10 protein-coding genes are annotated in these 20,128 nt (G+C 50.7%); 2 read left to right on the plus strand and 8 right to left on the minus strand.

Annotated features, from left to right (window positions below; translation table 11 throughout):
* The first annotated feature begins 422 nt into the window (after nt 1-422).
* Nucleotides 423-2,531: a transglycosylase domain-containing protein gene (locus ACZOWY_RS10495; RefSeq protein WP_484397254.1), complete on the plus strand. Its 2,109-nt coding sequence runs from the start codon at nt 423-425 to the stop codon at nt 2,529-2,531.
* Between the two features lie 124 nt (nt 2,532-2,655).
* Here ACZOWY_RS10495 and ACZOWY_RS10500 read toward each other — a convergent pair whose 3' ends face one another.
* From ACZOWY_RS10500 to ACZOWY_RS10515, 4 genes are all read right to left on the minus strand, one after another.
* The gene (locus ACZOWY_RS10500; protein ID WP_484397259.1) at nt 2,656-4,323 is read right to left on the minus strand and encodes a uridine kinase family protein; all 1,668 of its coding nucleotides are present in this window, start codon (nt 4,321-4,323) and stop codon (nt 2,656-2,658) included.
* A gap of 129 nt (nt 4,324-4,452) precedes the next feature.
* Nucleotides 4,453-5,706 carry a pyridoxal phosphate-dependent aminotransferase gene (locus ACZOWY_RS10505; RefSeq protein WP_484397264.1) on the minus strand — a complete coding sequence of 418 codons (1,254 nt, stop codon included), beginning with the start codon at nt 5,704-5,706 and terminating at the stop codon, nt 4,453-4,455.
* 93 nt (nt 5,707-5,799) lie between these two features.
* Nucleotides 5,800-7,029 carry an aspartate kinase gene (locus tag ACZOWY_RS10510; protein WP_484397269.1) on the minus strand — a complete coding sequence of 410 codons (1,230 nt, stop codon included), beginning with the start codon at nt 7,027-7,029 and terminating at the stop codon, nt 5,800-5,802.
* A 130-nt stretch (nt 7,030-7,159) separates the two neighbouring features.
* The gene (locus ACZOWY_RS10515; RefSeq protein ID WP_484397273.1) at nt 7,160-9,544 is read right to left on the minus strand and encodes an endonuclease MutS2; all 2,385 of its coding nucleotides are present in this window, start codon (nt 9,542-9,544) and stop codon (nt 7,160-7,162) included.
* 280 nt (nt 9,545-9,824) lie between these two features.
* On the opposite strand from ACZOWY_RS10515, the gene ACZOWY_RS10520 reads away from it, so the two are divergent.
* Nucleotides 9,825-11,996, plus strand: coding sequence for an ATP-dependent helicase (locus ACZOWY_RS10520; protein ID WP_484397278.1), 2,172 nt, complete (start codon nt 9,825-9,827; stop codon nt 11,994-11,996).
* Between the two features lie 217 nt (nt 11,997-12,213).
* Here ACZOWY_RS10520 and ACZOWY_RS10525 read toward each other — a convergent pair whose 3' ends face one another.
* From ACZOWY_RS10525 to alaS, 4 genes are all read right to left on the minus strand, one after another.
* Nucleotides 12,214-14,703: a U32 family peptidase gene (locus tag ACZOWY_RS10525; protein ID WP_484397282.1), complete on the minus strand. Its 2,490-nt coding sequence runs from the start codon at nt 14,701-14,703 to the stop codon at nt 12,214-12,216.
* 126 nt (nt 14,704-14,829) lie between these two features.
* Complete coding sequence (locus ACZOWY_RS10530) at nt 14,830-15,693, minus strand: protease inhibitor I42 family protein (RefSeq protein WP_484397288.1); 864 nt, start codon at nt 15,691-15,693, stop codon at nt 14,830-14,832.
* Nucleotides 15,694-15,817: 124 nt separating this feature from the next.
* Entirely contained in the window at nt 15,818-17,296 is a 1,479-nt protein-coding gene (gene gltX, locus ACZOWY_RS10535) for a glutamate--tRNA ligase (protein WP_484397293.1), read from the minus strand.
* 86 nt (nt 17,297-17,382) lie between these two features.
* Nucleotides 17,383-20,007 carry an alanine--tRNA ligase gene (gene alaS, locus ACZOWY_RS10540; protein ID WP_484397297.1) on the minus strand — a complete coding sequence of 875 codons (2,625 nt, stop codon included), beginning with the start codon at nt 20,005-20,007 and terminating at the stop codon, nt 17,383-17,385.
* Nucleotides 20,008-20,128: the final 121 nt, after the last annotated feature.

A 20,128-nucleotide genomic window follows, 5' to 3' on the forward strand; every position in this document is an offset into this window, starting at 1 on the left:
AATTTCTTTGACTTCTTTTAGGCCGCTCCTTCTAAAAAGAGCTGACCCGCACATTCATCTGGTTCGTTATTCAGTTCTCAAGGTTCCGCCGTCAACCGACGACTTGCATAGTTTACTACATCTGGCTGATGTTGTCAACTACTTTTTTGATTTATTCTCAAAAAAACTTTGCCCGTACTTGGCGGGTAAGTGTATTTTATCTCTTTTCCAACAAAAAAGCAAGAGGCTCCCGGGCTGTTTTTCATAAATATTTTTCTTCTTGTGGTATACCTTTCTTTCCTATACAATCCTTTGTGCTATGGAAAATTTTGGAAATAAAGTGTGACAATCAGTATCCTTTAATGACAAATCAAAGTTATAATGCTATAATGTAATATGCTTCTGCATAATTCAATTTTCACTTAAGGAAAGATGAGGTAGACATGAACAGCACTTCTTCATTATTTAAGGGGAAACTTCTGATCACTCTCACCGCTTTGTTTACTGCGGCCATGCTTACGGCTTCCTGCGGATACTCCATCTCGGATTCCGCTATGGAAGAAGGCCTGGTTCCTGATGCGGTTTCCCAGTTTTATGATAATGAAAACAGAATTATCTATACCACGGCTTCGGCCGAGCACCGGCTTCCGGTAAAGCTGGAGAAAATCCCCAAACATGTCCGGGCTGCGTTTGTATCTATTGAAGATAACCGTTTCTATGAACACAGCGGTATCGATTACAGGGGAACGTTCCGCGCTTTGGTCAGCAACATTATGGGGCAGGAAGTTCAGGGCGGCAGTACCATTACCCAGCAGCTGGCGAAGAATGCATTTCTGACCCAGGAACGTACAATTAAACGGAAAATCAAGGAAGCGTTCCTGGCCAGGCAGATGGAAAACAAATACACCAAGGACGAAATCCTGAATATGTACCTGAACCAGATTTATTTTGGAGAAGGCGCATACGGCGTGGAATCTGCATCGCTGACATATTTTGGAAAACATGTCCAGGATATCACCCTCGCGGAAGCCGCTACGCTTGCAGCCATTCCCAAAAGCCCCAACTACTTTGATCCCATGGAGAATCCAAAGGCCAACAAAGAGCGCCGGGATATCGTATTGGACCAGATGGTAAAATACGGACACATTACGCAGGCCGATGCGCAAAAAGCCAAAGCTGAAGAGGTAAAAATCCGCAAAGAAGACAATACAGGCAAGCAAAAGGACCTCCGTTCCTATTTCTTTGATTATATATCCCAGCAGATTATCGACAAGTACGGAGCGGATGCGTTATTTAAAGGCGGCCTGAAGGTCTACACTACACTGGACAGCAGCATGCAGGCCAAAGCAGAGCATGCCATACGATATCTGCCAGATATCTGGACGGAAGATCCCGACCACCTGACACAACCCCAGGCAGGTCTGGTCGCACTGGATCCCACCACCGGCTATATCAAAGCCATGGTAGGCGGCCGTGGCCAGGACAAGTTCAACCGTGCCGTGCTCGCCCAGCGGCAGCCCGGCTCCGCTTTCAAAGCCTTTGTATATCTGACAGCCATGGATAACGGTCTGACTGCAGCGACCATGGTGGATGACAAACCGTTGCAGATTGGCGGCTGGGCTCCCCAGAACTCCGGTGGCGGTTTCCATGGAACGGTAACCCTGCGTACCGCCCTGTCCCGTTCCTACAACATACCCGCAATCCGTGTAGCCTTGCGGGTCGGTACCGATAAAGTCATGCGAATGGCCAAAGCCTGCGGCATCACCTCGTTAGTGGAAGACGGCCCGTATACCGACAACAACCCTGCCATGGCGTTAGGCGGTCTGACCAAGGGCGTCAGCCCGCTGGATATGGCTGTTGCATATGGAACCATCGCCAACAACGGGGTGTTGAACCAGCCGGTTTCCATTATCAAAATTTTAGACCGCAACGGCAAAACCATCTTCGAACATAAACCTGCGCCGAAACAGGTCGTCAGCGCCAAAGCAGCTTATCAGACTACGGATATGTTAAAAGACGTACTGATCAGCGGTACAGCAGGCGGTTCCGGTATCGGCCGCCCGGCAGCCGGCAAAACCGGTACTACCGATTATTCCAAGGATGCCTGGTTCTGCGGCTATACGCCCAACCTTTCCTGCGCTGTATGGGTAGGTGACGACAGAAACCGCAGCATGGGCGCAATGTACGGTTCCGGAGCTCCGTTAAGCATCTGGCACGATTTCATGGTCAATGCCATCCAGGAAGTTCCCTATGCCGATTTTACCCGTCCGGCAGGAGCCGTTACCCCGGTAGGCAAAGATATCGGTAAAGAAGAAGATAAAGATAAGAATAAGGAAGAAGAAACCAAACTACAAAACGACCCCCTGGCCAAACCGCCAAAAATTGTAAAGCCCAAGTCCAAGAATTCAGAGAAGCCGGTCGTAAGCAATAAACCGGAAAAGAAAAGCGGTTCTACGCTGAGCAAACCGGCTCCCGTCAAGCCGGCTCCGACGAAACCGGCGCCAGCCAAGCCAACACCGGTCAAGCCACAGCAGAAGGCTGACAAAAAGTAGTATCAGGTTATTTTAACTCTATATTGTAATAAGATTAAACGTAATAAGATTAAACTCCCGCTGGCCAATAAACCCGCGGGAGTTTTTTGTTTCAGAAATGACGTTATGTAAATAAATCCTTCTTTTATAATTCTTTTTCAAAAGCCGAACCGCCGATAAACTCCTTTAAAATGGAATTGTTGGGAATCATGTCCTCGTCAAGCGGTTCTATCAGCCGCAGCAGGCGGAGCAGACGGCACGCTGTAAAATATTCTCTCTTCTCTTCGGGCGGCACCGTCTGTAACAAAGGTACTGCAAATTTCCGTAAAATTGCCGGTTCATAAATCAGCGACGTATTAAAGAAAATATCTGCATCCTCCTGACACGGGAAAATATACTGTTCCTCTCCTCTGCGTACTGACGGCCACATTTTGATCGTGTCAAGGGCATCATGGGAACGGAATCGGGAGTCCCGGACCATACGCCGCAGCATTCGCAGGTCCGTGGTATGAATGCGGTTGAAAGCATCCAGCGACATAGTTGTAAGGGCACTGACAAAAATCTTCAGCTTGTTTTCATCCGGAACCGATTCCGTTACCTTCCGGCTCAACGCGTGGATCCCTTCAATTACAAAAACGCTGTTTTCCCGCATACGCATCTTCTGCCCGCGATATTCCCTGTGCCCGGTCATGAAATTATAATATGGCAGCATCACGGTCTCGCCCCTAAGCAGCTGGGCAAGATGCTCGTTGAACAAAGGAATATCAATCACGTCCACCCGCTCATAATCATAGGTCCCGTCAGGATTTTTCGGTGTATCCTCCCGGTTCACATAATAATTGTCCATCGAAATGGGAATCGGATGAAGCCCGTTCACTTCCAATTGGACGCAAAGCCGTTGGTTGGAAGATGTTTTTCCGGAAGAAGACGGCCCTGCAATCAGAATGAATTTCAGTTTATCCCGGTGCTTTGTGATGTAATCAGCAATGGCAACGAACTTTTTCTCCTGCAGTCCTTCCGCCACCCGGATGATCTTATCGGCCCTTCCTTCCCGTATAATACGGTTCAGCTTGGAAACTGTGTTGCAGCCAATCATGGCGGACCATTCTTCCGCTTCCTGGTAGGCATGATTGATACGCCGCACTGTATCCCAGGGCGGCAGTTTCTTATAATCGTTCATCTCCGGATAATTAATGACAAATCCCTTGTCAAACGGAATAAGTTCAAAAGCCGACAGATGTTCCGTGCTGGCCAGTAATGGTTCAAAAAATGGCTCCCGTATCCCGCACAGTTCGTAGGCAAAAAGCGTTTCGGATTCCGGCGCCATCTTAATCATCGCCAGCACATCTTCCCCCAGATACGGATCCTTCTTTGCCCTCTCAATCGCTTCCTGCCGGTCAACCGGAAACGTCACAATAGGATGTTTCTCCGCAATGATGCTGCGCATTTTTTCTTCCAGCTGCTTTAACTGTGCCGGGGCCAGCGGGTTTTCAGGCATAATACAGTATAAGGCGCTGCCCAGCGAATTGCAGACCTCCAGTTTCGTATCGGGGAACAGCGCTTTCATCGCCACATCACAGACAAATATGATACTGCGGACAAAGGCGCGCATTCCTTCTACGGAATTCATGGGGATAAAAGCCGCTTCCCCGTCTTCGGTAACCTGATACCGCAGACTGTATTCCTGTCCGTTAAAAACGCCTGCAGCCAGAGGCGAATCATAATTGCCGGCTACCGCTTCTCCAATCTCTGCCAGGGTCGTTCCCGGGGCGTATTTCTTTTTTGTACCGTCCGGTAAGGTAATCAGCAGCATAAAGGGCCTCCATTTTGTTACTATTGCAAAAAAGGCTGAAGTTTTATCTTCAGCCTGATTTGTTCTGATCTGTCAAAAGGAAACAGTATCAGACCGGTTTCCTTAAGTTACGTGATTCATAACCACTCTTTATTTTGCCGCTTCCACAGCCTTCAGCGCATCATTCAGTTTCTTGGCGATGCCAGGAATCTTCTTCAGCGGGATGGAGCACAGTGCAATACGTACACCGGCCGCCAGCGGGACCAGATAGATATGATCCTTGTGCAGAATATCGCACACAGCCTGCGAATTTTCACAGGGAACGGACAGGAAGAATCCCGCAATATAAGGGATCATCGGCAGCCCGCAGGCTTTGGCTTCTTCCACAAATACGTCGGCTCGGGCCTTGATCATCTTGTAGTAATGATCCCGTTCTGCCTCTACTGCCGTCAGCAGCGCTTCATCACTGTAAATCTGCACCAGCGTGCGCATCGCCGCCCGGTTGTTGTTAGACCAGGTAGCACGGCTTGTATACTGGTTGATTTCAAAGAATTCTTTTGCCGCTGCTTCGCTGGAAGAAACGCAGATCATGGCGCCCAGCCGCTGACCATACATGGTAAAGCCTTTGGACATACTGTACTGCACGATGGCAAGCACCCGTTCCGGCAGATTATCCAGGGCTTTGAAAACTTCGCGAACCGCGTCTTTCTCGCCTGCATAATCAAGATACGCCGCATCCAGGAACAGAATTGCCTGTTTCCCCGTAGCTTCCGTTGCCTTCTTCAGCATGGCCACCACCTGGTCCATATCTTCTTTGGTCAGGCTGTAACCGGTCGGATTGTGGGCAGGCGTGTTAATGATGACCATAATGCTGTTCTGCTTTGCCAGCAGCGCATTTACTTTTTCAGTCAGAGCAGACAGATTGAATGTCCCGTCATCCGTCAGCATCTTATAGGTGTCCAGCTTGCGCCCCATGTCCAGGCACAGCACCTTATAGGCTCCCCAGTACCAGTCTGCGGTGATTACCGTATCACCGGCCTCGGTATAATTCCAGATTGCATGATGGATACCGCCGGTTCCTCCGGTCGTCGCTACCGCACGGGTGAACCCGTTGGGACGGGATTTACCGAATGTGGCAACCTGCACTTTATCAAGAAAATCTGGCGTACCCGCGATAGGTGCATAGGCAATCACTTCATTAATTGGCAGATTACGGAACACTGCCTCTACAGTAGGCAGGCACACAAGTTTGGAATCGTCATCTAAAATAGCGCCGATCGTGCCGTTCGTTACATTTTCTGCGCCGTTAGCCGTCGCATCCGCCACGGCCAGCGCATTAGCTGCAAAAATAATATCATTGGCAGCTTTCCCCTTTGCCTGAGGCGCTGCAAAGCTTGTATACATTTTACACTCTCCCCTTTCGGTTCTTCAGACCGTCAACCGTTTCAAACATCATCCTTCATCTTTTCCAATAACGCTGCTACTTCTGCAAATCCTTTATTTTTCATCAGCCGGGAAGAAAAATCGGTGCACCACGTTCACGGCTTTCTTCTCATCTTCTTTGGCGATGAGACAGGAAATTGTAATTTCAGAGGTACTGATAACATCCAAATTGATGTTTTCGCTGGCCAGTGCGCCGAACATACGCGCCGCTACGCCGGGATTCCCCAACATACCCGCTCCGACGATAGAGACTTTGGCAACATTGGCTTCCACATCCACCCGGGCAAAGCCGACCTTATCCCTGAGCTGATCCAGTACGCCTACCGTATCTGCCATATCAGTCTTGGTCACGGTAAATACAATATCATTCTTTTCTTTAATATTCGTCGCGCTCTGCACGATCATATCCACTGCAATGTTTTCCTTTGCCAGCGCATCAAAAATCTGATATGCAACGCCGGGAACATCAGGCACGCCCCGCACCGCAATCTTTGCTACATTAGAATCGCTCGCCACACCGCGAATAATGAATTTCTTTTCTTCCATCATCGTATACTCCCCTCTGATAATCGTCCCTTCTACCCTGTTGAAGGTAGAACGGACATGAATGTCGGTTCCGGTCAGTTCGCCGTATTCCACAGCACGGGGCTGCATAACACCGGCCCCCAGACGGGCCAGTTCCAGCATTTCCCCAAAGGTAATCTCTTTTAATTTGATTGCATTGGGTACTACCCGGGGATCAGCTGTGTACACGCCGTCCACGTCGGTATAGATTTCGCAGATATCCGCTTTCAGGCCTGCCGCAACCGCTACCGCTGTCGTATCGCTGCCGCCGCGGCCCAATGTAGTGATATCGCCTTCTTCCGTGATACCCTGGAACCCGGCTACAATTACGATATTGCCTTCTTCCAGCGCTTTCATCACGCGATCTGCCTTAACTTCCAGAATCCCTGCCTTGGTATGGCTTGCATTGGTACGGATGCCTGCCTGAAAACCTGTAAAGGAAACTGCTTTCTGGCCCCGTTCCATAAACGCACTGGCCAGCAATGCGATAGAAACCTGCTCGCCTGTCGCCAGCAGCATATCCATTTCCCGCTTGGGCATATGGTCGGTAATCCTCCCTGCCAGCGTCAGCAGATCATCTGTGGTATCGCCCATGGCAGAAACCACGATCACAATTTTGTCATCCGGCTTCTTTTCAGCCAGTACCCGGTCCACAAGATGAAAAATTTTCTCCGGCGTAGCCACACTGCTGCCGCCGAACTTCTTAACAACAAATGCCATACATCGCCCCTCCTAGCACATATATAGTTATTATATCACCTTTTTATATAGAATCACAAGCCGAAATTGCAATATATTGTGACTTTTTTACAGTCATAACGCAAGAATTAGTATATTGTAAAAAACACATTCATTTTACCGTTACCACCGTTACCCCGGCGCCACCCATGGACAAATCCGCCAGCGCTACACCCGCCACGCTCTTATGATTTTTCAGATATGCGTGCAGTCCCGCACGCAGTGCGCCGGTACCTTTGCCGTGAATGATACGGACCTGGGAAATCCCCGCCAGCAGCGCGTCATCAATGGCCCGGTCCACAAAGAGGATTGCTTCATCTGTAGTCATGCCCCGTACATCTACCTCCTGGTCCGCCGTTTCTGTTTTTACAACAAACATGGCATGGGAGGCATTGCTTTTGTATTTGGAAGATTTGGGAGGTTTCGGTACTTCCTGTGGTTTATCTTTTACAAGAAGGCACTGGGACAACGGCACCGTCATTTTCAGCACGCCCACGGAAACCAGCCCGTCTTTTCCCTTCACTTCCAGGAGCGTCCCGTTCTTACGCAGGGACTTTACCAGCACCGTCATACCGGAACGGGCATTATCCGGTGTCAGGGGCGTTCCCTCCGGCAACGGTTCGTCAAGACTCATATGCTTGTCCAGCCGTTTCCGGGCCTCTTCCGCTTTTGCCTGCAATGCCCGTACATCCATATCTGCTTTCAGGGAACGCAGTTCTTTTAACACAGCCTCTGCTTCCCGGCGGCTGGAACGGTAAATCTCATCCGCCTGATACCGCGCCTTGCGTAACAGCTCGTTCTTCTGTTTTTCAAAATCCTTTTTCTGCCAGGCCAGCTGATTCCGCAGTTTCTCGCTCTCATACCGCAGTTCTTCCACTTCCCGGCTGCGGCTCTCAAAGCGGCGCCGTTCTCCTTCCAGCCCCTGAAGGACATCTTCCATATGCACATGCTCTTCATTCAGCAAGTCGCCGGCATTGTGGACAATTTCTTCCGGCAGGCCCAGCCGGCGGCTGATATTGAATGCATTGCTGTTGCCCGGTACGCCCATCAGCAGACGGTACGTGGGAAGCAGCGTATCCGGATTAAACTCCACGCTGGCATTTTCCATTCCTTCCCGGCCATAAGCAAAGGTCTTCAATTCACTGTAGTGGGTCGTCATCATGGTAAAGACGCCCTGTTTGGTCAGATGCTCCAGAATGGACATGGCCAGCGCCGCGCCTTCGTTGGGATCCGTACCTGCACAGATCTCGTCTACGAGCACCAGGTCCCGTTCTCTCACATCCTTAAGAATGCTGACCAGATTCATCATATGCCCGGAGAACGTGGAAAGGCTCTGCTCAATGCTCTGCTCATCCCCAATATCCGCATACACAGCCCGGAATACCGGGAGTTTAGCATTCAGTGCCGGTATAAACATACCTGTCTGGCTCATCAGGGCAAACAGGCCTACCGCTTTCAGCGCTACCGTCTTACCGCCAGTGTTGGGACCCGTTACAAGCAGCGTATGAAACGTTTCCCCCAGATTCACATCCAGCGGCACCGCCGTTTCCGCAGGTAATAACGGATGGCGCCCCTTCTCAATACGCAAACCGCCATTAGATACCAGTTGTGGCTGGCAGGCCTTTGTTTCTAACGCAAACAGCGCCTTGGCATACACCGCATCTACATCTGCTGCCAGATCAAGGCAGCGCAAAAGCGTTTCGCCTTCTGCGCCTACGGCGCCGGATAATTGCCGCAGAATCCGCTCGATTTCTTCCTTTTCTTCTGCAACATACCGTTTAATATTATTATTCAGGTTTACTACTGTCATGGGTTCAATAAACAGCGTAGCGCCTGTCCCGCTCTGATCATGCACGATACCGGGAAAGTTTGCCCTGTATTCCTGTTTAATGGGAATCACATACCGGTCTCCCCGCATGGTGACCAGTGCATCCTGAAAATATTTCTGATTGTTCGGATCATGGAGGATCTTCTCCAACTGTGACCTGACCTTGCTTTTCGCAGCCGCAATCCCGGTACGCAGCCCTGCCAGTTTTACAGATGCCGTATCCAGTATTTCCCCTTTATCCGAAATACTTTTCTCCAGCTGACGTACCAGCCTGGGAAACTCTGCCAGCCCCCTTCCGTATTCTGCCAGATTGGGATGATCGTCGCTTTCGGTCAGCAAAAACACTTTTAAAGCCCCAAAAGCCTGCATGCTGGATTTAATCTGCATCAGCTCTTCTACGTCAAGCACACTGCCGATACGGGCCCGTTTCACCGCATCCGTGATACTGTACAGGCCGCCGAACGGGAACCGTCTGCCTGTATTCAAAATTCGCAACGCTTCCGCCGTTTCCATGTGCATACGCTTTACCGTCTCAAAGTCAGAAGAGATACCCAGCGCAAGCAGTTTTTCTTTCCCAAGCTCCGTTGCCGCTTTTTCTGCGGCTTTTTGTTTAACTTTGTCAAACTCAAGCGTCTTAACAGCAAAACGCCCTGAAATACGATTGTTCATACAGTTCCTCTTTTATTGAATGATAAATAATAAAACACAGTAAAAGTTCATCCACTCACACGAATCCCTTTCATTTTTCCTGTTCATCTGATTATATCATATCTGTTTGCCAAACGTATCACAAAAATGCATCCGCGTCTTTGCTTTTTCCGATACAGCTTCTTTCAAGGTTTTCAGATCATTCACCATGAAACTTCTTTGATCTGTCCGCTTTTCTTTTTTCAGTCTATATGGTACAATAAACACGAACGTTTGTTTTTTTACTTTGGAGGCTTTGTACATGGAAGACACAAACGAATATTCAAACACAATGCAGAAACTGAATACGTCACAGCGGGAAGCAGTATGCGCTACAGAAGGGTTTATCCGTGTCATTGCCGGGGCAGGTTCGGGAAAGACCCGGGCCCTTTCCCACCGGTTTGCCTTTCTGGTAAATGAGCTTGGCATCCTGCCGGGCAATATCCTGTGCGTCACCTTCACCAACAAATCCGCCAATGAGATGCGGCAGCGCATCCACAATCTGACCGGGGACAACGATACGGGTTACATCAACACCTTCCACGGCTTTTGTGTATCCGTCCTGCAGGAAGACAGCTATGCTGCAGGTTATCCCAAAAGTTTTCTGGTATTGGATAACTCTGACATCGATGCCATGCTGCAGATCATTTATGAAGAACGGGGCCTGACCCTTCGGGACATGACCTTTTCCATGGCCAGGGATATGATCGAAATTCAGAAACTGTTTAAAAGGCCGGATTATTATAAAGATATGATTGCCCTGCCTCTGGAAACACTGAAAGAAAAGTATGACGGTGCCGTCAGAACGGAAGATATCATTTTTTACGGCTACCTCTACCAGGAAAAGAAATGCTTCGGCCTGGACTACAACGACCTTATCAAGTTCACATTGCATATTTTCAAAGAGAGGAAGGATATCCGCCAGAAATGGCAGCAACGACTGGAATACATCATGATTGACGAGTTCCAGGATATCGATTCCCTGCAGTACGAACTGATGGAAGTCCTGGCCGCCTGGCACAAGAATCTTTTTATAGTAGGCGACCCGGATCAGACCATTTACACCTGGCGGGGCGCTGACGGACGTTTCCTGCTGGATTTTGATACGAAATTCCCGGGTACCCGGACCATCATGATGATGGAAAATTACCGTTCTACGCCGCAAATTCTGGCGGCAGCCAACTCCCTCATTGAAAAAAACCGACATCGAATGCAAAAGGAACTGCTGTCCCGGTGTCCCGACGGCGCACATGTGGTGTGCCATTTTGCGGATACTCAGGAAAATGAAGCGAAGTGGATTTGTAACGAAATTCGCAGGCTGCAGGCTGAAGGCGTCGATTATACGGACATCACCCTGCTGTATCGGGCCCATTACGTGACCCGGACTATCGAACAGATATTCCTGCAGGAAAAGATTCCCTACACCATCTACAGCGGCGTGCAGTTCTTCGACCGCATGGAAATCAAAGACGCCCTCAGTTATCTGCGCATGATCGCTTTCAAAGACGATCTTTCCTTCCGCCGGATCGTCAATACACCGAAACGCAACATGGGAAAACGGCGGCTGGCTTTTCTGGAAGACTATGCGGCACAGCACGGCTGCACGTTATACCGGGCACTGACAGAAACACTGGAAGACCCCATCTTTAAGGGAACCAAAGCCCATCAGTTTATAAACCTGATAGAACGGTATGCCACTGACTACGAAGGCCGTCCTGTATCGGAGGTGCTGGCGGCCATTCTCAACGAAAGCGGCTATGAAAAAATGCTGCGCACGGAAGGAAGTCAGGAACGGCTTGACAATATAGCTGAACTGAAGCAGTCCGTCTACGAATATGAAACCACCTGTGGTGAGGAAGTCTCCCTGTCGCATTATCTAACCCACGTATCCCTGTTTACCAACGCTGACAGCGCGGAAGCCAAAGGCAAAGTAAAACTGATGACCGTCCATGCAGCCAAGGGACTGGAATTTCCCACGGTCTTTTTGTGCGGTATGAACGAGGGGATCTTCCCTTCCCGGAAGGTTCGAACCCAGGAAGCCATGGAAGAAGAACGGCGACTGGCTTTTGTCGCTGTAACCCGCGCCAAAAACAGACTGTATTTATCCCGGGGATCCGGCCGTAACTTTGACGGCTCACCCCAATATCCTTCCCGCTTTATTCTGGATATCGACAAAAACCTGCTACAATATACAGAAGAGCCAAGGGAAGAACTGATCAAAGAAGCCAGGGACTATATCGTTCTCAGCCAGAAATATATGCCCGAGAAGGAAAGCGACGTAGCTTTTCCCATCGGACAACGGGTGCGCCACGCTGTGTTCGGCACCGGTACTGTCACCGAAACAGACAAGGATAAGGGTGCACACGTGATACAGTTCGACAGCATGGAAACGCCGCGCAAGATATCGTTCCGGGTAAAGTTAGAAAAAATTTAGACAGAAAAGACCTGATTTCTTCTGAAATACAAAAATGTAATATCAGCGAAAGACCATGGGATGCGCGTTCTGCTCCCATGGTCTTTTATTTAAGGAAACAATGATGCATTCGCAGGCACGCTGCCCGGCAATTTTTGTGACTGATTACGGAAACGTCCCTCGCCGAAGCTACGGGCCAAAGCCGCAACGTTTACAGTATCGAAGCTTGTAAGAACAACTACAGTACACCTCGGTAATAATGACCCCTTGTAGTCCCCGGCAGGTTCTCCACCATCCCGCCCCGCAACGCCAGAGTTTCTTTAAACGTTTTCACTAACACCGTAAGCCGGTTCGGTTCATACGCCCTCCCGTCGACACGTACCCGGGAAATCCCCATGTCCCGCAGTTCCTGAAGACCTCCCAATACGGACAGGTCCTGCGAGTTCAGCACATGCATCCGGCAGAACTGGTCACCGGCGAGGCGGAATTTTGCTTCTTTCCGGTCATGCAGATAGATTTCCTCTTTACACTGGAACGTGCAGGAGCCTTTATCCAGATTTCCCAGGAAACTGCCCCCCGCACAGTATTCAGATACCATCATCTCAATAGGTCCCTGTACCATACACTCCAGCGGCAACGGACTGACCCTGACCAGATGAGCCAGTTGCCCCATGTTCAGCTCCACAGAAAGGGTCGCACCGGCTGCGCCTGCCTCTTTCCAGAACTGCAGGTTCTGGGTATTGTAAATATTCAGGCTCATATCCGCCCACAAAGGTATTTTTATATCCAGATCCTGTGCCAGTTGCCAGATTCCCAGATTGTGTACATATAACAAGTCAACACCGCACGTTTCAGCCTGTTGCAAAAATTTTGCAAAATACCCCAGCTGCCCTTCCTTCACAATACGGGGGGTGGAAAAAGCAATTTTGCGCCCGGTTTCCTTCACCAGCTTTGAAGCGGTTTCATAATCTGCAAAAGTCACATCTCTTACACTGTACCGGTCGCCACCAAAGATGATCCAATCCGCTCCGCCCTCCAGGGCCGCTTTCACTTTGTCGACCGTATCCACCCAGGCGGTAAGCTGTGTGCCTTGTCCTGCCTTTCCGTTCTTCATACAGTTTTGTTCCTGCCCTTGCAGCCACCGCGCCAGCCGGTTTTCATTCTTCACAGACGGGCGACTGGGCGCAAAAGCTTCCAGACGTGCTTTATCCAATGCTTCGCAGGCTTTTCGGCGGGCCTCGTTGATTTCACTCATGGGCACCATAAGACCTGTACCAATATCTGTTTCCAGCTTTTCCAATACGTATTCCGTCGTTCCCAAACGGTCTATCTGTTTACGCACCGCCGATTCATCAAGTGCATGCTTCCTCGCAGGTTCCGCAATAAAATCCGTCTGGCCGGACCCGGTATTTCCATCCGGATCTGTCAATGTTACCTGTAACGCGCTGCCTGAATATACAGTTACCTTTGCCATAACAGGGATACGTTTCCTGTTCTTTTCACCGTAAAACTGTCCGGCATATGCCATCAGTTCACTGTCAAGTGTCCGGAAGACACGGTCGTTCAGGCGCACGCCCTTCGGCACATTGATTTCGGCCAGCATTCCTGCTGCCGCTGTTTCCACCAAACTGCCCTGAACCCGTAATGTATTCACAGTCGTGCCAACGCGTCCGCCGACCTTCACCCAGAATTCCAGGCCGTCTCCTGTGTGAATCGTTTTTTCCAGTTTTATTACCGCCTTGGTATGATCCTTATTCAGCTTCTGTACGCGGCCTACCAGCACGCCCCGGTTATTGGGACGACGGTCGCTCATCATGAGGCGGCCCTGATGCCTTTCCAGATAGGCCGTCGTAAAATCCCGGTTGAAAATCTGCTCTATGTTCGCCAGATCTTTCTCCGGTACTTCGTAATGACCGCCTTTGTAACTGTCCATAGCCCGGCGGTATGCATCCACCACCACCGCCACGTATTCCGGCCGCTTCATACGGCCTTCAATTTTATAAGAAACCACTCCCGCTTCAATCATCTGTGGCAGAACCCGCAGCGTGTTCAGATCTTTCGGGCTTAACAGGTATTGCCCTGCATCTTTTCCTGCCAGCAGGTCATTGCCGTTTTTATCCACCAGCGTATATGGCAGGCGGCAGGGCTGGGCACAGCGTCCCCGGTTCCCGCTCCGTCCCCCGATCAGGCTGCTCATCAGGCACTGGCCGGAATAACATACGCATAACGCACCGTGAATAAAAGCCTCAATTTCCAGCCCGGTTTCGCTTGCCTTTTTCAAGTCAGACAAAGACAACTCACGGGCAGGCACCACACGGACGATCCCATGATCGGCCGCAAACCGGACACCGGCAGAATTGGTCACCGTCATCTGGGTAGACGCATGCAATGGTAATCCGGGGACCAGCTTTTGCGCGACCCGAATCACGCCCAGATCCTGTACAATGATTCCGTCTATACCCACATTATGCAGAAAGACCAGATAATCCTCCAGCTCTGGCATTTCCCTGTCATCCACCAACGTATTGACCGTCACATACAGGCGGACATGATGCATGTGGCAGAAGTAAACGGCCCTTACCATCTCTTCCCTGTCGAAATTACTGGCATAAGCCCGTGCCCCAAAGGCCTTTCCTCCCAGATAAATTGCATCCGCCCCGGCATTTACCGCTGCTTCCAGTGCTTCCCATGTACCTGCTGGAGCTAGTAATTCTATTTCTTTCTGCATAATTGACTCCTTTTCACCTGGCCGGCAGTGAAAGCAGGAACGTTTCTTCCCACCGGCGTTATTCCTTATATTTAACGAAAGCAGCACCGTCACAAAGGCGATGCTGCTTCATAACATGAGTTCTCATTATTTAACAATTATCATTACATTACATTCCCGGATACCGGCAATCTTTTCCCAGGGACGCTGATAACTCAGTTTCAGCTGATACGTCCCGACCGCTTTTGCTGCATAAAACTGAAACTCCGTACCGGGGGTGCCAACCTGTTCCTTTTGGGAATTGGGAATCACAAAAGAGCTGCCTGCCTTAATGATGCCTTCAGCCGGACCGCCGGTTACAGAATGCACCCACTGGTAGCCGGTGCTGGGATTGGCATTCAATTTGAAGGCTGCCATGTCCCCCTGCTTCATCGTGAGAATTTTTCCATTACTGTTTTCCGTCAGTTTCCAAACTGTCAGAAGCCTGCCGATATCACCGATGCGGGCCAAAGGCAGCAGTTCCTGATAGGAAATCTTTTGCGTAAAGGCAGCGCCTTTCTTCTCCGGAAGGACAACGCCTTCTTCTGTAAACAATAGATTTTCTTTCTGTTTGCCCAGCAGTTTTTCCCTGTCATCACTATCGAAGAAAAAATCATCCAGCGTAAATTCACGGCCGGTTGTCAAATCTACATTCACTCCGCGGTAATACGTTCGCCCGCCATTCGTTCCTTTCAGAAGAATGCTGACAAGACTGGGACGGTTCAGGGTTACTTCATACGTAACCTTTCCTTTCTTCCCAACTTTATCCGCCACGTCTTCTGCTGCATTACGCAACATGTTGTTGGCAGAACGCTGGAATGTTTCGTCATTGGCTCCGTCAACCACAGGTATTTCCACCGTAATCTGTTTTCCATATTTTAATTCCGTCAGCACCGTCGTGGGCTGATCCGCAAAAGCGCTCTGGCAGAACAGCAACGCAGCTGTCAGTAACGCGCCCATCATTTTTTTCATGAGTCCTCCTCAGGTACAAGGCCTCGTAAATCAAACGGTAATGGAATGCATCGCATCTGTTTTTTACAAAACTCCTCCGGTCCACCGGCGCCACTGCAAAGCGGCAACGGAAACTGAAAAGGATTTAGGCCATTTGTTCAGCAAAGGCAATCGCCCGATCCATACGTTCCAGTGTTTTTTCCTTGCCCAGCAGAACCATCACGTCGAACATGCCCGGGGTTACGGTGCGACCGGACAGCGCCAGACGGCTGGGCTGGATCACCTTGCCTAATGCCACGCCTTCTTCTTCTGCAAGGGCATTATACAGCTTTTCCAGATCCGCTTCATTGAATTCCGCTTCAGGCGCTGCAGCTACCCGTTCCCTGCATTTTTTCAGCAGGGCAACGCCTTCTGCAGTGAAGAACTTGCGGGCTCCTTTTTCATCAAAGGCATCAAAATCCTTGAAGAAATATGTGGAAGCGTCCACGATCTCCTGCAGCGTTTTCACGCGAACCCTCACTACTTCCACCAGATGAGCCAGGTACTTCTGGTTCGCTTCGTCCTGCAGCCATTCCTCTGTCACCAGCCCGTCCTTCAAAAAGAACGGTTTCACATCGTTGACGATACGTTCCAGCGGCAGGCTCTGCAGGTACTGGCCGTTGATCCAGTACAGCTTTTTGATATCATACACCGCCCCTTTGTGGGACATCTTGTTCATGTCAAACTGTTTTACGGTTTCTTCTTTGCTGATGATCTCCTGATTGCCTTCCGGGGACCAGCCTAACAGGGTCAGATAGTTCAGCAATGCTTCCGGCAGATAGCCCATCGCCTGGAACTCTTCCACCGACTGGGCGCCATGCCGTTTGGACAGCTTACTGCGGTCCGGCGCCAGGATCATGGACATATGACCGAACTCCGGCACAGGGAAGCCCAATGCTTCGTAGAGGAGAATCTGTTTCGGCGTGTTAGGGATATGTTCCTCCGCCCGGAGCACATGGGTCATACCCATCAGATGGTCGTCGATCACAACGGCAAAGTTGTAAGTGGGCGTGCCGTTCGTCTTGGCGATGACAAAATCATCAAACTGGGTCAGGTCAAAATCCATGCGGCCATGGATGAGATCCTTCACACGCATGTTCCCTTTCATGGGAATCTTGAACCGGATGGAATGGGGTTCGCCGGCAGCCAGCCTGCGCTCCACTTCCTCTTTGGAAAGATTACGGCAAGTACGGGGGTAACGGAACGGCTGCTTCCTCTGCCGCTGGATCTCACGCTGCGCCTCCAGTTCTTCCGGCGTGCAGAAGCAGTAATACGCCTTGCCTTCATCCAGTAACTGCTGAATATATTTCTGATAAATTTCCGTACGCTGGGACTGGTAATACGGTTCGCACGGCCCCCCTACTTCCGGGCCTTCATCCCAATCCAGGCCCAGCCATTTCATGCTCCGGATAATCTGCCCCACCGAGCCTTCCTGAAAACGGGCCGGGTCAGTGTCTTCAATACGCAGCACCAGCTTGCCGCCCTGGCTTCTGGCAAACAGCCAGTTGAACAGGCAGGTACGGGCGCCGCCAACATGTAAATTGCCCGTGGGACTGGGGGCAAAACGTACGCGAACTTCACTCATGATAACTAACTCCTATCTCACTGCAATTCAACGCAAAACTGCTTTTGCAGTACTTATATTATCAAAACCAATAAAACCGTTTCAGATTACTTGACCTGACCTTCAATTACACCCCAGGCAGCCTGAAGCGCTTCGTCCACTTTAGCCGCATCCTTGCCGCCGGCCTGTGCCATATCCGGACGACCGCCGCCGCCACCGCCGCACAGGGCCGCCACTTCTTTCACGATCTTTCCGCAATGAATGCCTTTGGCTACTGCGTCTTTATGGGCCATGGCCAGGATACCGATCTTACCGTTTTCGAATACGGAAGCCAGCACCACTACGCCGCCGGTCTTATCCCGGAGCTGATCGCCCATGGTACGCAGGGCATTTACATCAGATACGCTGACTTTCTGTACCAGCGCATTGACTCCCTTTATGTCCTTCACCTGATCTGCCGCGCTGGAAGCTGCCGCCGCAGCCATCTTGCTTTCCAGTGCCTTAACTTTCTGTGAAGCTTCTTTGGCTTCTGCCGCCAGCACATCCAAACGTTCTTCCACATCCGTGTTGCGGCAATGCAGTTTAGCCGCTACATTCCCGATAGTCTTTTCCAATCCTTCCACATATTGCAGCGCGCCGAAACCGGTGACTGCTTCAATACGGCGCACACCGGCACCGGTAGAAGATTCGCTGACGATTTTAAACAGACCGATCTGGGCCGTGTTGCTTACATGTACACCGCCGCACAGTTCCATAGAGAAATCCGGAACGGTCACGACGCGCACCACAGCGCCGTATTTTTCACCGAACAGCGCCATAGCGCCGCGTTTTTTCGCTTCTTCAATGGGTACTTCTTCAAAGGTAACGGTCTTGGCCGCCAGAATCTGCTCGTTGACCATCTTTTCTACCTGCGCCAGTTCTTCCGGCGTTACAGCAGAAAAATGGGAGAAGTCAAAATGGAGACGGTCCGGACCTACATAGCTGCCTGCCTGATTGACATGGTCGCCCAGCACTCTGCGCAGCGCTGCCTGCAGCAGATGGGTGGCCGTATGGTTCCGGGCGATATCAGATTTGCGGACGGTATCCACTTCAAAGGTAACTTCATCGCCTGTCGCAATGGTTCCTTCTTCCACAGTACCCGCCATATAGGTAACGCCGTCCGGCAGCTTTTTCGTTTTGGTGACACGCATCAGTCCGGCCGGCGCTTTAATCACACCAATATCGCCTAATTGGCCGCCGCCTTCCGCATGGAACCCGGTCACGTCCAAAATCACTGCCGCGCCATTGCCGTCCGAAACGGAATCGACCGGCTGTGCGTCCGCTACCGGATACACTTTCATGACCTTACCGCAATGCGCGCACTCATCCACTTTTAAGTCTGCTGCGTTCAGATCCCGGTCATTGTAGATTACCGGACGTCCGGTTTTGTCGTCCCGGGCATCGCGGGCCATCTTGCGCTGTACCTCCAACGCTTCGGCAAAGCCCTTTTCATCTAAGGTCATGCCGTGTTCTTCCAGAATTTCCGCTGTCAGTTCTTTCGGGAAACCGAAGGTGTCGGACAGTTTGAAAGCAATACTGCCATCCAGTTCGGTTTTTCCTTCCTCTTTCAGACGGGCAATCTCCCCGTCCAGCATATCACTGCCGCTCTTCAGGGTCTTCAGGAAGCTGCTTTCTTCCATGTGGATGACTTTCTTAATATAATCCTGTTTCTCACGAATCTCCGGATAGTGGTCGCCGTACATGGAAACCACCACATCCACCGCGCCGCCTAAAAATTCACGGTCAATGCCCAGCAGGCGTCCGTGACGCACCGCACGGCGTAACACCCGGCGCAGAATGTACCCGCGGCCCAGGTTGGAAGGCAAAATGCCGTCGCCGATCATAAAGGTCAGGCTGCGGGCATGGTCAGCAATGACCTTCAGGGACACGTCGGTCTTCGGGGACGCGTTGTAGGCAACGCCGCTTTCCCTGCTGGCGTATTCAATAATGGGGAAAATCAAGTCCGTCTCAAAGTTGGAAGGCTTTCCCTGCAGCACGGACGCAATGCGTTCCAGGCCGGCGCCGGTATCAATGTTCTTATGTTCCAGCGGCGTATAGGTGCCATCCTCGTTCTGGTTGAATTGGGTGAATACCAGGTTCCACAGTTCCAGGAACCGTCCGCAGTCGCAGGCCGGGCCGCAGTCCGGTTTACCGCAGCCCCGTTCGGGCCCTAAATCGATATGGATCTCCGAGCAGGGGCCGCAGGGGCCGCTGCCAATTTCCCAGAAGTTATCTTCCAGACGCATGATCCGCTCATCCGGAATTCCAACAACATCATGCCAGATCTGGTATGCTTCATCGTCGGAAGTATGGATGGTAATGTACAGTTTATCACCGGGCAGTTCCAGTTCTTTGGTCAGGAACTCCCAGCTCCAGGGAATAATCTCTTTTTTGAAGTAGTCGCCAAAGGAGAAATCTCCCAGCATTTCAAAATAGGTATGATGGCGGGCGGTACGTCCCACATTTTCAATATCGCCAGTGCGCACGCACTTCTGGCAGGTAGTCACACGGGGGGAAGGCGGCTTCATCTTACCGGTAAAGAAAGGTTTGAAAGGAGCCATGCCGGCGCCAATCAAAAGCAGGGTCGGATCATCCTGGGGGATCAGGGACGCGCTGGGCAGCCGCATATGCCCCCGTTCTTCAAAAAATCGTAAAAACTGTTCGCGGAGTTCGTTACCGCTCATGTACTTCATAGGTTCTCTCTCCTTTTGCGTTTATAAAACATCTTACTATTATAAACAAATTATATTAACTATAAAATTATACGCAAAATCACGGATAATGTCAATGAATCTGCAAAGAAAAAGACGCCGC

This window comes from Succiniclasticum sp., from assembly GCF_056977735.1.

Coding starts and splice junctions, on each gene's coding strand:
- ACZOWY_RS10495 (WP_484397254.1), top strand. CDS start 423: ATGAACAGCACTTCTTCATTATTTAAGGGGAAACTTCTGATCACTCTC.
- ACZOWY_RS10500 (WP_484397259.1), bottom strand. CDS start 4,323: ATGCTGCTGATTACCTTACCGGACGGTACAAAAAAGAAATACGCCCCG.
- ACZOWY_RS10505 (WP_484397264.1), bottom strand. CDS start 5,706: ATGTATACAAGCTTTGCAGCGCCTCAGGCAAAGGGGAAAGCTGCCAAT.
- ACZOWY_RS10510 (WP_484397269.1), bottom strand. CDS start 7,029: ATGGCATTTGTTGTTAAGAAGTTCGGCGGCAGCAGTGTGGCTACGCCG.
- ACZOWY_RS10515 (WP_484397273.1), bottom strand. CDS start 9,544: ATGAACAATCGTATTTCAGGGCGTTTTGCTGTTAAGACGCTTGAGTTT.
- ACZOWY_RS10520 (WP_484397278.1), top strand. CDS start 9,825: ATGGAAGACACAAACGAATATTCAAACACAATGCAGAAACTGAATACG.
- ACZOWY_RS10525 (WP_484397282.1), bottom strand. CDS start 14,703: ATGCAGAAAGAAATAGAATTACTAGCTCCAGCAGGTACATGGGAAGCA.
- ACZOWY_RS10530 (WP_484397288.1), bottom strand. CDS start 15,693: ATGAAAAAAATGATGGGCGCGTTACTGACAGCTGCGTTGCTGTTCTGC.
- gltX (WP_484397293.1), bottom strand. CDS start 17,296: ATGAGTGAAGTTCGCGTACGTTTTGCCCCCAGTCCCACGGGCAATTTA.
- alaS (WP_484397297.1), bottom strand. CDS start 20,007: ATGAAGTACATGAGCGGTAACGAACTCCGCGAACAGTTTTTACGATTT.